Source organism: Rhizobium sp. SVR5-9E (genome assembly GCF_056755095.1).
On record NZ_JBNDHS010000070.1, the window covers coordinates 18,814 to 32,419 of the forward strand.

The 13,606-nt window shown below is 60.4% G+C and carries 10 protein-coding genes; 9 read left to right on the forward strand and 1 reads right to left on the reverse strand.

The window, feature by feature from the left end; genetic code table 11:
• Window positions 1–22: 22 nt before the first annotated feature.
• Window positions 23–1,060, reverse strand: a complete 1,038-nt coding sequence (locus tag ACPYOJ_RS25070; RefSeq protein WP_481418663.1) for a LacI family transcriptional regulator — start codon at window positions 1,058–1,060, stop codon at window positions 23–25.
• 457 nt (window positions 1,061–1,517) lie between these two features.
• Here ACPYOJ_RS25070 and ACPYOJ_RS25075 point away from each other — a divergent pair, with 457 nt between their 5' ends.
• From ACPYOJ_RS25075 to ACPYOJ_RS25115, 9 genes are all read left to right on the forward strand, one after another.
• Window positions 1,518–2,756 (forward strand): ABC transporter substrate-binding protein, encoded by a 1,239-nt coding sequence (locus ACPYOJ_RS25075; RefSeq protein WP_481418664.1) that lies wholly within the window; start codon window positions 1,518–1,520, stop codon window positions 2,754–2,756.
• Between the two features lie 85 nt (window positions 2,757–2,841).
• Entirely contained in the window at window positions 2,842–3,732 is an 891-nt protein-coding gene (locus ACPYOJ_RS25080) for a carbohydrate ABC transporter permease (protein ID WP_168830964.1), read from the forward strand.
• 11 nt (window positions 3,733–3,743) lie between these two features.
• Complete coding sequence (locus ACPYOJ_RS25085; protein WP_168830965.1) at window positions 3,744–4,640, forward strand: carbohydrate ABC transporter permease; 897 nt, start codon at window positions 3,744–3,746, stop codon at window positions 4,638–4,640.
• Between the two features lie 3 nt (window positions 4,641–4,643).
• On the forward strand, window positions 4,644–5,729 hold the full coding sequence (locus ACPYOJ_RS25090) for an ABC transporter ATP-binding protein (protein WP_481418665.1): 1,086 nt from the start codon (window positions 4,644–4,646) through the stop codon (window positions 5,727–5,729).
• 104 nt (window positions 5,730–5,833) lie between these two features.
• Window positions 5,834–8,299, forward strand: coding sequence for a beta-mannosidase (locus ACPYOJ_RS25095; protein ID WP_481418666.1), 2,466 nt, complete (start codon window positions 5,834–5,836; stop codon window positions 8,297–8,299).
• 42 nt (window positions 8,300–8,341) lie between these two features.
• Window positions 8,342–9,103, forward strand: a complete 762-nt coding sequence (locus tag ACPYOJ_RS25100; protein WP_481418667.1) for a sugar phosphate isomerase/epimerase family protein — start codon at window positions 8,342–8,344, stop codon at window positions 9,101–9,103.
• A 7-nt stretch (window positions 9,104–9,110) separates the two neighbouring features.
• The gene (locus tag ACPYOJ_RS25105) at window positions 9,111–10,244 is read left to right on the forward strand and encodes a Gfo/Idh/MocA family protein (RefSeq protein ID WP_481418668.1); all 1,134 of its coding nucleotides are present in this window, start codon (window positions 9,111–9,113) and stop codon (window positions 10,242–10,244) included.
• 84 nt (window positions 10,245–10,328) lie between these two features.
• Window positions 10,329–11,360: an L-glyceraldehyde 3-phosphate reductase gene (mgrA, locus tag ACPYOJ_RS25110; RefSeq protein ID WP_481418669.1), complete on the forward strand. Its 1,032-nt coding sequence runs from the start codon at window positions 10,329–10,331 to the stop codon at window positions 11,358–11,360.
• A gap of 233 nt (window positions 11,361–11,593) precedes the next feature.
• A complete protein-coding gene (locus ACPYOJ_RS25115; protein ID WP_481418670.1) occupies window positions 11,594–13,207 on the forward strand; it encodes a glycoside hydrolase family 43 protein in 1,614 nt (537 codons plus the stop codon).
• Window positions 13,208–13,606: the final 399 nt, after the last annotated feature.

A 13,606-nucleotide genomic window follows, 5' to 3' on the forward strand; every position in this document is an offset into this window, starting at 1 on the left:
GGGAGGCAGCCTCCCATCAAGCTTATTTCCCATCCGGCCAGACCGGTTTGCTGATGCTTTGCAGCAGCTCGGGCTCGATGCCGTCAATGCGTGCGATCACGGCCTTCGCCATTTCCCGGCCTGCATGGCGAACGTCTTCGTAGGCGGTAATGATCTCCGGCCTGATCCAGTTCAGGATCGGCGCGGATTGTTTCGAGACCATGTCGATATCGTAGCCCACGCGCTTTCCCGCGGCTTCGATGCCGGCATTGACGGCGATGGCCGCACTTCCCGCCGAGCAGACGATGCCGTCGGGGGCGCTGGATGATCGCATCAGCGTTTCAACGGCGTTCTTGATCTCCTCCAGCGGCGCATCGATGTTGACGCGCAGCGGCACCTCGTCGGCGCCGTAGTCGTGAAGGCCCGTCTGGAAACCGATGCGCGTATGGGCGTAGTAAGTCAGCTTGCTTGGCGGCTGGAGCAGGGCGATATGCCTGCGGCCACGGTTGACAAGCTTCTTCACCGCCTCGTGGGCGAAGGCCTCGTTGTCGAAATCGTGATAAGGGTGCACCAGCCCCCCGTCGGTCCGTCCGTGGGTCGCGAACGGCATGTTCTGCTCGACAAGAAGCCGTACGCGCGGATCGTCGGGCTCGATACGGGAAATGATGACGCCGTCGGCAGAGCCGGTGTCCAGGATGTAGCGCACCGGCAGCATCGGGTCCTTGCTATGCGAATGCGGCGTGACGACGATGTGGTAGGGCGTGCCGGTCAGGACTTCGGATATGCCGAAGACCATCTGGCTGCTGAAACCCATGATCTCTTCATCGATGCTGAGGACGAGCGCGATGACGTTGGTCTTGCCGGTTCGAAGGCGTACGCCCGCGCGGTTCGGCTGATAACCGAGCTGGCGCGCCACCATGCGTACGCGCTCCTTGGTTTCCGCGCCGATATCCGGTGCATCCTTGAGCGCCCGCGAGACCGTGGTGATGCCCAGCCCTGTCATGAAGGCGATTGTCTTGAGCGTCGGCCGTTCGCGTTGCAAGCCCGATGCCGCTCCCCCCAGATTTCCCTTGCTTTCCATTCCTTTACGCCACCTCGCGCGATTTCGATCCGCTTATAGAATGTTTTGCGCGGCGCTGTAAGCACGCCCTCTGCTAAAGCCGGTGCTTACTCGCGAGGAGAAATCTGTAACGATACAGTCGGAATGTCGAGAACTTTTTCCTGGTTGCAATGCAGCATTCTCTGCTCAAGATGTGATTTGAATGCCGACAATAAAGTTTTCGCGTGTGCGAAACAGATTTTCTGCAAAGGCTGTCATGCATATAAAAAATATCACATAATATCAATTAATTACATGCATTCACGCGGGTCTGTCGCCGCCGCGAAACGCAGTACGATCGACGCAAGATAGCGAGATCCAGACAGCCGTTTATAGCCGCGGGAGCTGTCCAGGAAAATTTTTTGTGGGCGGGCGGTTGCGCCAAAATATCGATTGAACTAAGTTTTTCCGGCAACGTTTCAGTGAGGGAGGAGAACTCATGAGGTTTCGTTCGTTTGCGGCAGTGCTTGCCGCGTCGGTGGCGCTTCCGCTCGGTGCGGCCCACGCAACCGATCTTGAAGTCACCCATTGGTGGACATCCGGCGGTGAAGCCGCCGCCGTCAAGGTTCTTGCCGATAGCTACAATGCGCTCGGCGACAACAAGTGGGTCGATGGCGCGATTGCCGGTTCCGGCACCACCGCCAATCCAATCATCATCAGCCGTATTCTCGGTGGCAATCCGATGGGCGCGACCCAGATGAATACCGGCCGCGACGCCGAAGAGCTCATCAAGGCCGGCCTCATGACCGACCTGACGCCGCTCGCCGAGGCGGAGCACTGGAAGGACGTTATCCGTCCGGCGAAGCTGCTCGACGCCTGCACCTACGAAGGCAAGATTTATTGCGTGCCTATCAACATTCACTCCTGGCAGTGGATGTGGGTTAACCGCCACGTCTTCGAAGACAACGGCATGGCTGTTCCGAAGAACTGGGAGGAACTTGCAGCCGACGCGTCGAAGCTCAAGGAGAAAGGCGTCACCCCGCTTGCGACGGGTGCCCCGTGGCAGGTCGAAGGTATCCGTAACGTCATGCAAGCCGGTATCGGCGGCAAGGAACTCTACCTCGCCATCAACGACAAGAAGAGCGAGGAAGCCATCCGCAGTGATCAGAACCGCAAGGTATGGGAAGCTTTCGCCCAGGCCCGCGACATGGTCGATCCGTCCTATTCCGGCCGCGACTGGAACGTCGCCACCAACATGGTGATCGAGGGCAAGGCTGCCGCTCAGATCATGGGCGATTGGGCGCAGGGCGAATTCGGTGTGGCGAAGAAGGTGGCAGGCACGGATTATGATTGCCTTCCCGGCCTCGGCTACAACCCGCAGCTCGATACGGGCGGCGATGCCTTCTACTTCCCGAAGAACAGCAATCCTGACGTGACCAAGGCGCAGCTCGAACTCGCCAAGATGCTTCTTTCCAAGGAAGTCCAGGTCAAGTTCAACCTCGTCAAGGGTTCGCTGCCGGTGCGCGGCGATGTCGATCTCAATGCGGCCAATGCCTGCATGAAGAAGGGCATCGAGATCCTTTCCAACCTCGACAACGTTCTGCCTTCGACCGAGCAGATGCTCGACTCCGATACGCAGGGCCAGCTGCAGGATCTCGCGCTCGAGTTCTTCAGCTCCAAGATGTCCGTGGATGACGCGATCGACCGTCAGGTCGATATCATCTCACAGGCCCAGTAAGGCCATAGACGCTCTTACGACTTGAGACGGCTTACGGGCGCGGGCGCTAGTCCGCCCGCGCCTGCGCCGCCCACAGGAGGTATCGATGGCTCACCCCGGCCGGCCGTTTGGCCTGTTGCGCAACCTCAATGCGAAGATCGCGGCAATCCCGATGATGCTGACGGTCATCGTGATTTTCATCGGTTGCACGCTCTGGACCGTTTTCTACTCATTCACGTCGTCGCGACTGCTGCCGACAACCGATTTCGTCGGCTTCGATCAGTACCGGCGTCTGTTCGGCAGTGCGCGCTGGAACCAGTCGGTCATCAACCTTGCGACCTATGGCATCTGCGTACTGACATTCGTCTTCGTCATCGGTTTCCTGCTGGCCGTTCTCATCGATCAGAAGATCCGGTTCGAGAACACGTTCCGCACGATCTTTCTCTATCCGTTCGCGCTGTCGTTCATCGTCACGGGGCTCGTCTGGCAGTGGATTCTCGATCCCAGCCTCGGCGTCCCGAAGGTCCTCAACGATCTCGGCCTTCCGGGCGGCAGCCTGGCCCTGCTCGGCGACAAGAACACCGTCATTTATGCGCTGGTCGTCGCTGGCCTCTGGCAGGGGACGGGACTTGTCATGGTGCTGATGCTTGCGGGTCTGCGCGGTATCGATTCCGAAATCTGGAAGGCCGCCCGCGTCGACGGCATCCCGGCATGGCGCACCTATCTCTTCATCATCATTCCGATGATGCGCGGCGTCTTTGTCACAACACTCGTCATCGTCGCCTCGGGCATCGTGCGCGTCTATGACCTCGTCGTCGCGATGACGCAGGGCGGACCTGGTTTCGCATCGGAAGTGCCTGCCAAATACGTCTATTCGTTCATGTTCGAGCGCGCCAATCTCGGGCAGGGGCTTGCGGCATCCACCGTGATGCTGGTCACCGTCTTCATCATCCTGGTTCCGTGGGCTCTCTCCGAGTTCCGCCAGAAACGATCCTGAGGAGCCCGATCATGGCAGTTATCTCTGCGGACGAACCGTTTGGTGCAAAGCCGAGGCGCATGTTCGCACCGTCGACCATCATCCTCTACAGCGTGCTTACGGTCGCCGCGCTCTACTATCTCCTTCCGCTTTACGTGATGGTCGTCACGTCTCTGAAAGACATGACCGAAATCCGCATGGGCAACATCTTCGCTCCGCCGGTGCAGATCACCTTCGAACCCTGGGTCAAGGCATGGAGCCAGGCCTGCACCGGTCTCGAATGCTCCGGCATCAGCGTCGGTTTCTGGAAGTCGGTGAAGATCACCATTCCGAGCGTCATCATCTCGGTGGCGATCGCTTCCGTGAATGGCTACGGGCTCTCCTACTGGCGCTTCAAAGGGTCGGAAGTGTTCTTCACGATCCTGCTCTTCGGCGCCTTCATCCCCTATCAGGTGATGCTCTATCCGCTTGTCATCATCATGCGCGAGCTCGGCATCTTCTCGACCATCTGGGCGGTCGTCCTGGTGCACACGATCTTCGGCATGCCGATCAATACGCTGCTCTTCCGCAACTATTTCGCGTCGCTGCCGCCCGAGCTCTTCAAGGCCGCGCGTGTGGACGGGGCCGGATTCTGGCAGGTGTTCTTCCGCATCATGCTGCCGATGTCGCTGCCGATCTTCGTCGTGTCGATGATCATCCAGATCACCGGCATCTGGAACGACTTCCTGTTCGGCGTAATCTTCGCCGGCAACCAGAATTTCCCGATGACGGTGCAGCTCAACAACATCGTCAACGCCGTCCAGGGCGTGAAGGAATACAATGTCAACATGGCCGCAACGCTGCTTACCGGCGCCGTTCCGCTTATCGTCTACTTCGTCTCCGGGCGTCTCTTCGTTCGCGGTATCGCCGCCGGCGCAGTGAAAGGTTGATCCATGCAAACAAGCGTTTCCATCAAAGATCTGTCGCTGAATTTCGGCGCCGTCAGCGTTCTCAAGGATCTGAACCTCGACATCAACGACGGAGAATTCCTGGTGCTGCTCGGTTCGTCCGGTTGCGGCAAGTCCACCCTGCTCAACTGCATCGCGGGACTACTCGATGCATCCGCGGGGCAGATCTTCATCAAGGGCAAGAACGTCACCTGGGAGGAGCCGAAGGATCGCGGCATCGGCATGGTGTTCCAGTCCTATGCGCTCTATCCGCAGATGAGCGTCGAGAAGAACCTCTCCTTCGGTCTTCGCGTTGCGAAGGTGCCGCAGGTCGAGATCGAGAAGCGCGTGGCTCGTGCTGCCGAAATTCTGCAGATCCAGCCGCTCTTGAAGCGCAAGCCCGCCGAGCTTTCCGGTGGGCAGCGGCAGCGCGTAGCGATCGGCCGTGCCCTGGTGCGCGACGTCGACGTATTCCTCTTCGACGAGCCGCTCTCGAACCTCGATGCCAAGCTCCGTTCGGAACTGCGCGTCGAGATCAAGCGGCTCCACCAGTCGCTGAAGAACACGATGATCTACGTGACCCACGACCAGATCGAGGCGCTGACGCTCGCCGATCGCATCGCGATCATGAAAAGCGGCATCATCCAGCAGCTCGACGATCCGACGACGATTTACAACAAGCCGCGCAACCTTTTCGTTGCGGGCTTCATCGGCTCGCCCTCGATGAATTTCCTCAATGGCGAGTTGACCAGAAAGGGCGACAGGCCGGCGTTTATCGCAAACGGCGTCAGCTTCTCGCTCGAGGGCTATGAAGCGGCAGAACCGCTGCAGGCGGGCCGCAAGGTCGTTCTTGGGGTGCGTCCGGAACACATCAAGGTCGATGAAAATCTCGGCCCCGAAGTGCACGATGCCACCGTCGACATCGAGGAGCCGATGGGCGCCGACAACCTTCTGTGGCTGAAGCATGCGGGCCATACGATGTCGGTCCGCATCAACGGCGCGCGCCGCTTCAAGGCGGGGACGCCGGTGAAGCTCAGTTTCGACATGTCGCTGGCATCGCTTTTCGACGCCGAAACGGAAAAGCGGATCTGAATCGCAATGCGGGGCGGGGCCGCAAGCTCCGCCTGATCTTCAATCGGCCAGCCGGCCGTCCAAGTTCGGCCGCATCCTCCCAGGCGGCCTACCAGGGTAATGTCATGACTTCCTTGCCGAAGAACGCCTCCAGTATCGATCTGTCCGGTGCCTGGCACCTCGCTTCCGCCGATGGCGAGATCAGGAGCGTGATGACGCTACCCGGCGACGTCCATACCGCGCTTCACTCCGCAGAACTCATTCCCGACCCGTATTTCGGCCGCAACGAAGAGCAGGTGCAGTGGGTTGCGCACAAGGACTGGGTGATCGAGCGGAGCTTTTCGCTACCGGACACCGAGGGCGACTGGTATCTCGATATCGATTACCTCGACACCGTCGCATCGGTCTTCGTCAACGGCTTGCTGGCACTCTCGGCTGACAACTGCTTCCGCCGCTACCGGCCGGATGTTTCAAGCATGCTGAAAGCGGGCGACAACACGATCCGCATCATCCTGCATTCGAGCATCACCGCCGGTGCTGAACGCCAGAGCAAGCAGCCTTTCTACGTTCCCTATCATCCGGGCAATTCACCGATCGCCAATGGCAATATGCTGCGCAAGGCGCAATGCCATTTCGGCTGGGACTGGAACATCGCCATTGCGCCGCTCGGCCTTTACGGAACGGTCGCGCTTCGGAAGCTCGAAACCGCTCGCATAGAGCACGTCACGACCCGCCAGATCCATAGTCTCGACGGCAGCGTTCAACTGCAAGTCACGGCCACGCTCTTCGCGAAGAACCCGGGCATTGTGCCGGTGCATTTCTTGCTCGACGGCGAGCGCGTCCGTCTCGATGTCGGCGTCAACAGCGGTGAGACGACGATCAACCATGTCTTCGATATCGAGAAGCCCCGTCTCTGGTGGCCTTCCGGCAGCGGCGAACAGGCGCTTTATACGCTTTCCGTCGAGGTTCCGGGCGATACGGTAACGAAGCAGGTCGGCCTTCGCACCATCGAGCTCGTCACCACGCCGGATGCTGCCGGAAGCCGTTTCGCTTTCAAGGTCAATGGCCGCGAAATCTTCTGCCGCGGTGCGAACTGGATTCCAGCGGATGCGCTGTTTTCGCGCTCGTCTCCCGGAAAGACGGAGGACCTGCTGCGGTCGGCGAAAGCCGCCAACATGAACATGATTCGCGTCTGGGGCGGCGGCTTCTACGAGCAGGATTATTTCTACGATCTGTGCGACCGCCTCGGCCTCATGGTCTGGCAGGACTTCATGTTCGCCTGCAATCTCTATCCTTCGACGGAGGATTTCCTCGAGAACGTCGCGCATGAGGTCGAGTATCAGGTCAAGCGGCTGTCCTCGCATCCGTCGATCGCGCTCTGGTGCGGCGACAACGAGCTAGTTGGCGCGCTCACATGGTTCGACGAGCCGAAGAAGGATCGGGACCGTTACCTCGTTTCCTACGATCGTCTGAACCGCACCATCGAGCAATCGTTGAAGAAGGCGCTTCCCGGCGCGCTGTGGTGGCCGTCGAGTCCTGCCTCCGGCTATCTCGATTTCGGCGATGCCTGGCATGCCGACGGCTCCGGCGACATGCATTACTGGTCGGTCTGGCACGAGAATAAGTCGTTCGACAATTACCGGACGGTCAGGCCGCGCTTCTGCTCCGAATTCGGCTTCCAATCCTACACATCGCTGCCGGTCATCAAGACCTATGCAGACGCGAAAGACATGAACGTCGCCTCGCCGGTCATGGAGCTGCACCAGAAAAATGCCGGCGGCAATGAGCGCATCGCCAGCACCATGTTCCGTTACTTCCGCTTCCCGAAGGACTTTCCGAATTTCGTCTATCTGAGCCAGATCCAGCAGGGCCTCGCGATAAAGACGGCGGTGGAATACTGGCGCTCGCTCAAGCCGCATTGTATGGGCACGATTTACTGGCAGCTCAACGACACCTGGCCGGTCGCGTCCTGGTCCAGCCTCGATTATGGCGGCCGCTGGAAGGCGATGCACTATCTCGTCAGGCGCTTCTTCCAGCCGGTCGCAGTCGCCGCCATTCCGAGCGAGGACGGCAAGACGATCCTGTTGTCACTGGTCAATGACACGCTTTCCGATATCAGCGTCGATCTTTCGATCTCGATCCTGACGATGAAGGGCGAGCGCCGGCACCTGAAGGATGTTCAGGCTGTCTGCACGACCGATGCTGCCGTGACGGCAACAACGGTCGAGATGGCGGATATCCCTGCCGGCACGCTGCTCGCCTGGCACTTTAGCGCCTCGAACGGCATGGGCGGCGAGGGGCATTACGTTCACGGCACCTACAAGGCGCTGGAGCTCGAACCTGCCGGACTGCAGGTGACTCGCGAATATGTCGAGGAGGACGGCTCGGTTTGCCTCAACGTCACCGCCAAGGGACTGGCGCTCTTCGTGATGATCGAGACCGATTCCGACGGCAAGTATTCTGACAATGCCTTCGATCTGGCGGCCGGCGAGACCCGCCGCATCACCTTCACACCGGCGCAGCCGCTCGAAGGCGACGAGTTGCCGGAATTCCGTTTCTACGACCTGCATTCTTGCCAGTCCGTGGATTGATCCTGATTCAAATGAATGGGCACGAGGCCCGAGGAGGATAACATGACCAAACTAAGTTTTCAGCTTTACAGCGCCCGCAATTTTCAGCCCTATTCGGCGATCCTCGAAAAGCTCGGCAAAGCCGGCTATTCGGAAGTCGAAGGTTTCGGCGGCATGTATGCTGATCTCGATGACGCCGGTCTCAAGAGCCTGCGTGCCGATCTCGACAAGAACGGCCTTGTGATGGCCACCGGCCATTTCAGCCCGGATCTCCTCGACGGCGACGTCAAGAAGTCGCTGAACATTGCCAAGACACTCGGCATGGATTCGATCTATGCGCCGCATTTGGCCGCCGATAAGCGCCCGGCGGACAGCGCCGGCTGGCTCGCCTTCGGCAAGCGCCTGCACGAGATGTCGAAGCCCTACAAGGATGCCGGTTATGAATTCGGCTGGCACAATCACGACTTCGAACTCGTGAAGCTCGCCGACGGCTCGCTGCCGATCGAGCGCATTTTCGAAGGCGCGCCTGACATTTCGTGGGAGGCGGATATTGCCTGGGTGGTTCGCGGCGGCGCCGATCCCTACGCCTGGATCGAGAAGCTCGGGTCCCGCATCACCGCCGTTCACGTCAAGGACATCGCTCCATCAGGCGAGAACACGAACGAAGACGGCTGGGCCGACGTCGGTCACGGTACGCTTGCCTGGGCGAAGCTGATTACGGCGCTCAAAGGCACCAAGGCGAAGCACTACGTGGTCGAGCACGACAATCCGAGCGACGTCGATCGCCTGATCGCCCGCTCGATCGCATCCTTCAAAACCTATTGAGGACAACATGACCAAGGAACTTGGCGTCGGCATCATCGGATGCGGCAACATCTCCACTACGTACTTTTCGCTTGCCCCGCTGTTCAAGGGCCTGAAAATTCTCGCCTGCGCGGATATCAATGTGCAGGCAGCGGAATTGCGCGCCGAGGAATACGGCGTCAAGGCGCAGACGATTGAGGGACTTCTCGCCAATGACGAGATCGAGGTCGTCGTCAACCTGACGATCCCGGATGCGCACTATCCGGTCTCGAAGGCCGCTCTTGAAGCCGGCAAGCATGTCTATTCCGAAAAGCCGCTTGTGCTGACGCTGGAGCAGGGCGAGGACCTGCGCCGCATTGCCAAGGAGAAGAAGCTCTCCGTCGGCTGCGCTCCGGACACTTTCCTCGGCGGCGCACATCAGCTCGCCCGCAAATATATCGACGAGGGCGGCATCGGCCGCATCACCTCGGGCACGTGCAACGTGATGAGCCCGGGCATGGAGATGTGGCATCCTAATCCGGACTTCTTCTTCCTACCCGGAGGAGGTCCGATCCTCGACCTCGGCCCCTATTACATCGCCAACCTGATCAACCTGATCGGCCCGGTGAGGCGCGTCGGTGCCATGACCTCGATGGCTTCCGAGACCCGGACGATTACCAGCCAGCCGCGCAACGGCGAGATCATTCCGGTCAAGACGCCGACGACGATCCAGGCGCTGCTCGAGTTCGTCAGCGGCGCGACGATCACCCTGACGGCGAGCTGGGATGTCTGGTCGCATCGTCACGCCAACATGGAGCTCTACGGCACCGAAGGTTCGCTCTATGTGCCGGACCCGAATTTCTTCGGCGGCGTTGTCGAGGCAAGCGGCCGCGACAAGGAGATCAAGCCGCTGGAAGCCTGGGAACATCCCTTCGGCATCTTCAACCAGGAAAGCCCGAGCGGCCCGCGCGCCAACTACCGCACCGCAGGTCTCGCCGACATGGCGATGGCCCTGATCGACGGCCGCGATGCGCGCTGCTCGCTCGACCGCACGCTGCATGGCGTCGATGTCATGACCTCGATCCTGAAGTCGGGCGAGGAAGGCAGGTTCGTGGAACTCACCACGACGTGCACGCAGCCCGCGGCACTCGGCATCGAAGAGGCCCAGGCACTTCTGAAGTAGGGGCGCTCTTGAAGTAAGGCTTCAAACCACTATTGTCCCGCGCGGGCAGATCTGCCCGCGCGATTTTCTTAAAGGACTAGGACCATGAGCTGGCAACCGGCTTCCGACCGCTATTCGAACATGAAATATAACCGCACGGGCCGTTCCGGCCTGAAGCTGCCTGCCGTCTCCCTCGGCCTCTGGCACAATTTCGGCGGCGACACGCCGCATGACCGCAAGGTCGACATGTGCCGCACGGCCTTCGATCTCGGCATCACCCATTTCGACCTTGCCAACAATTACGGCCCGCCTCCCGGCTCCGCTGAGACCGCCTTCGGCGAAATCATGCGCACGGATTTCGCGGGCCTGCGCGACGAGCTGATCATCTCGTCCAAGGCCGGTTACGACATGTGGCCGGGCCCTTACGGCGAGTGGGGCAGCCGCAAGTATCTGATCGCCTCCTGCGATCAGAGCCTGAAGCGCATGGGCCTCGACTATGTCGACATCTTCTATTCGCACCGCTTCGATCCGGACACCCCCCTGGAAGAAACCTGTGGCGCACTGGATCACATCGTTCGCTCCGGCCGCGCGCTCTATGTCGGCATTTCCTCCTACAACTCCCAGCGCACCCGTGAAGCGGCTCAGATCCTCAAGGATCTCGGAACGCCGTGTCTCATTCACCAGCCGAGCTATTCCATGCTCAACCGTTGGGTCGAGGACGACAAGCTTCTCGATGCGCTGGACGAGGTCGGCATGGGCTCGATCGTCTTTTCGCCGCTGGCGCAAGGCATGCTGACGGCCAAGTATCTGGGCGGCATTCCGGAAGACAGCCGCGCGGCGCAGAACCACTTCCTGAAGCGCGATTTCATCCGTCCGTCGATCATCGACAACATCCGCAAGCTCAACGAGATCGCCGAGAAGCGCGGCCAGACGCTGGCGCAGATGGCGATCGCCTGGGTGCTGCGCGGCGGCCGGGTCACCTCGGCGCTGATCGGCGCCAGCCGCTCGTCGCAGATCGTCGATTGCGTCAAGGCGCTCGATAATCTCGAGTTTACCGCGGAAGAACTGAAGCAGATCGATGTCTACGCCAAGGAGGCCGACATCAACCTCTGGGCCAAGTCCGCAGAGCGCGAATAAGCAAGAGGCGGGGGAGCTTGATGCAACGGGTTGCAACAAGCTCCCTCATTCCTGTGCTTGTCACAGGAATCCAGCCGCCGCGCGTCTGCGCGGCGAGAAAGGTCCTTTCAGCCCAAAGACTTGGGCTGGCTGGATCTCTGTGACGAGCACAGAGATGAGGGCGGCTAGATTGGAGGCCGCGACCTGTCGCTGTTGATGTACGTATAGCAAACTTGCCGGAGGAGGAGCCGTCAATGATCCGCAACCCTATTCTGCCGGGTTTCAATCCCGATCCATCCATCTGCCGCGTCGGCGAGGACTACTACATCGCCACCTCGACCTTCGAATGGTATCCCGGTGTGCAGATCCATCACTCGCGCGACCTGGTGAACTGGACGCTGGTGCGGCGGCCGCTGGAGCGCAGGTCGCAGCTCGACATGCGCGGCAACCCGGACAGCTGCGGCATCTGGGCGCCATGCCTGTCTTATGCCGATGGGTTGTTCTGGCTGGTCTATACCGACGTCAAGCGCTTCGACGGCAACTTCAAGGACGCGCATAATTACATCGTGACGTCGCCGACGATCGAGGGCGAGTGGTCCGAACCGGTCTACGTCAATTCCTCGGGCTTCGACCCGTCGCTCTTCCATGATGACGACGGCCGCAAGTGGTTCGTCAATATGCAGTGGAACCATCGCACCGAAAGCTATGGCGGCGCGCCGAAGCACCCTGCCTTCGACGGCATCCTGCTGCAGGAATGGAATTCCGAGACGCGGGCGCTGAAAGGCCCGATCAAGAACATCTTCGCCGGCAGCCCGCTTGGACTTGTCGAAGGGCCGCATCTCTTCAAGCGCGATGGTTATTACTATCTGACGACCGCCGAAGGGGGCACCGGCTATGACCATGCAGTGACGATGGCGCGTTCGCGCAACATCGACGGTCCCTACGAGATGCATCCGAACATGTATCTCATCACATCCAAGGATAATCCGGAGGCCGTGCTGCAAAGGGCAGGGCACGGGCAGTATGTCGAGACGCCCGATGGCCAGGTCTATCACACCCATCTCTGCGGCCGGCCGCTGCCGCCGAAGCGCCGCTGCACGCTCGGTCGTGAAACCAGCCTGCAGAAATGCGTCTGGAAGGACGATGGTTGGCTCTATCTCGAAAACGGCACGACGGTTCCTGATGTCACCGTCCCGGGACTGGGCGGCGCCGAGCCGATCGAAAAGCCGCGGCGGCGGGAATACAATTTCGACAGTCCTCAATTGCCGATCGATTTCCAGTGGCTGCGCACGCCGCAGCCGGAGCGCATCTTCAACCTGACCGAGAGGCCGGGCCATTTGCGCTTGATCGCCCGCGAAAGCATCGGCTCGTGGTTCGAACAATCTCTCGTCGCCCGTCGACAGGAGCACCACCGCTTCAGGGCGGAGACCGTCGTGGAATTCGATCCGGATACCTATCAGCAGGTCGCCGGCCTGACGCATTACTACAACAGGCACAAGTTCCACGCCATTGCCGTGACGCTGCACGAGAAGCTCGGCGGCTGCGTCACGATCCTGTCCTGCAATGGAGATTATCCTGATGGCCGCCTGACCTTCCCGGCCGAAAGCGGCGTTGCCCTTCCGGCCGAAGGTCGCGTCCAGCTTTCGATGGAAATCCGCGACAACGACCTGCAGTTCTTCTGGCAGACGGAAGGCAAGGGGGCCTGGCACCCGATCGGCCCTGTGCTCGACGCGGGTGTCGTTTCCGATGAAGGCGGGCGCGGCGAACACGGCTCCTTCACCGGTGCCTTTGCCGGCGTCTTCGCCTTCGATACGTCGGGCAGGGCAAAGACCGCCGATTTTGATTGGTTCAATTACGACGAGCTTTGAGGCGGGAGGATTTGTGGCGGCTCGCTCGGGATGGGCATTCTGCCTGTCTCTCGCGATAAAAGTGTCTGGGCCATAACTCGATCATCAGGACGATCGCCGATGCGTGGGCCAAGAATTTGGTCCGCGTCGATCTCAGCGTTCGCGCGGACGACGAGCGTTCAACCCCGCTCTATGACGGGTAGGCTTCCTGAGGGTGGGGCGGGCGCCGGGACGTCGCCTGCGCCGGCCGGCGCCATCCTGACCTCGTCAACATGGCTCTGCTCTTCCGTTAGGTAATTCCTATATTCCTGTCTCTTATACACATCTCCGAGCCCACGAGACTACGCTGCATCTGGGGTGGGGGTTGGTGTGTGGGGGGGGGGGGGGGGGGGGGGGGGGGGGGGGGGGGGGGGGGGGGGG

Coding starts and splice junctions, on each gene's coding strand:
- ACPYOJ_RS25070 (WP_481418663.1), bottom strand. CDS start 1,060: ATGGAAAGCAAGGGAAATCTGGGGGGAGCGGCATCGGGCTTGCAACGC.
- ACPYOJ_RS25075 (WP_481418664.1), top strand. CDS start 1,518: ATGAGGTTTCGTTCGTTTGCGGCAGTGCTTGCCGCGTCGGTGGCGCTT.
- ACPYOJ_RS25080 (WP_168830964.1), top strand. CDS start 2,842: ATGGCTCACCCCGGCCGGCCGTTTGGCCTGTTGCGCAACCTCAATGCG.
- ACPYOJ_RS25085 (WP_168830965.1), top strand. CDS start 3,744: ATGGCAGTTATCTCTGCGGACGAACCGTTTGGTGCAAAGCCGAGGCGC.
- ACPYOJ_RS25090 (WP_481418665.1), top strand. CDS start 4,644: ATGCAAACAAGCGTTTCCATCAAAGATCTGTCGCTGAATTTCGGCGCC.
- ACPYOJ_RS25095 (WP_481418666.1), top strand. CDS start 5,834: ATGACTTCCTTGCCGAAGAACGCCTCCAGTATCGATCTGTCCGGTGCC.
- ACPYOJ_RS25100 (WP_481418667.1), top strand. CDS start 8,342: ATGACCAAACTAAGTTTTCAGCTTTACAGCGCCCGCAATTTTCAGCCC.
- ACPYOJ_RS25105 (WP_481418668.1), top strand. CDS start 9,111: ATGACCAAGGAACTTGGCGTCGGCATCATCGGATGCGGCAACATCTCC.
- mgrA (WP_481418669.1), top strand. CDS start 10,329: ATGAGCTGGCAACCGGCTTCCGACCGCTATTCGAACATGAAATATAAC.
- ACPYOJ_RS25115 (WP_481418670.1), top strand. CDS start 11,594: ATGATCCGCAACCCTATTCTGCCGGGTTTCAATCCCGATCCATCCATC.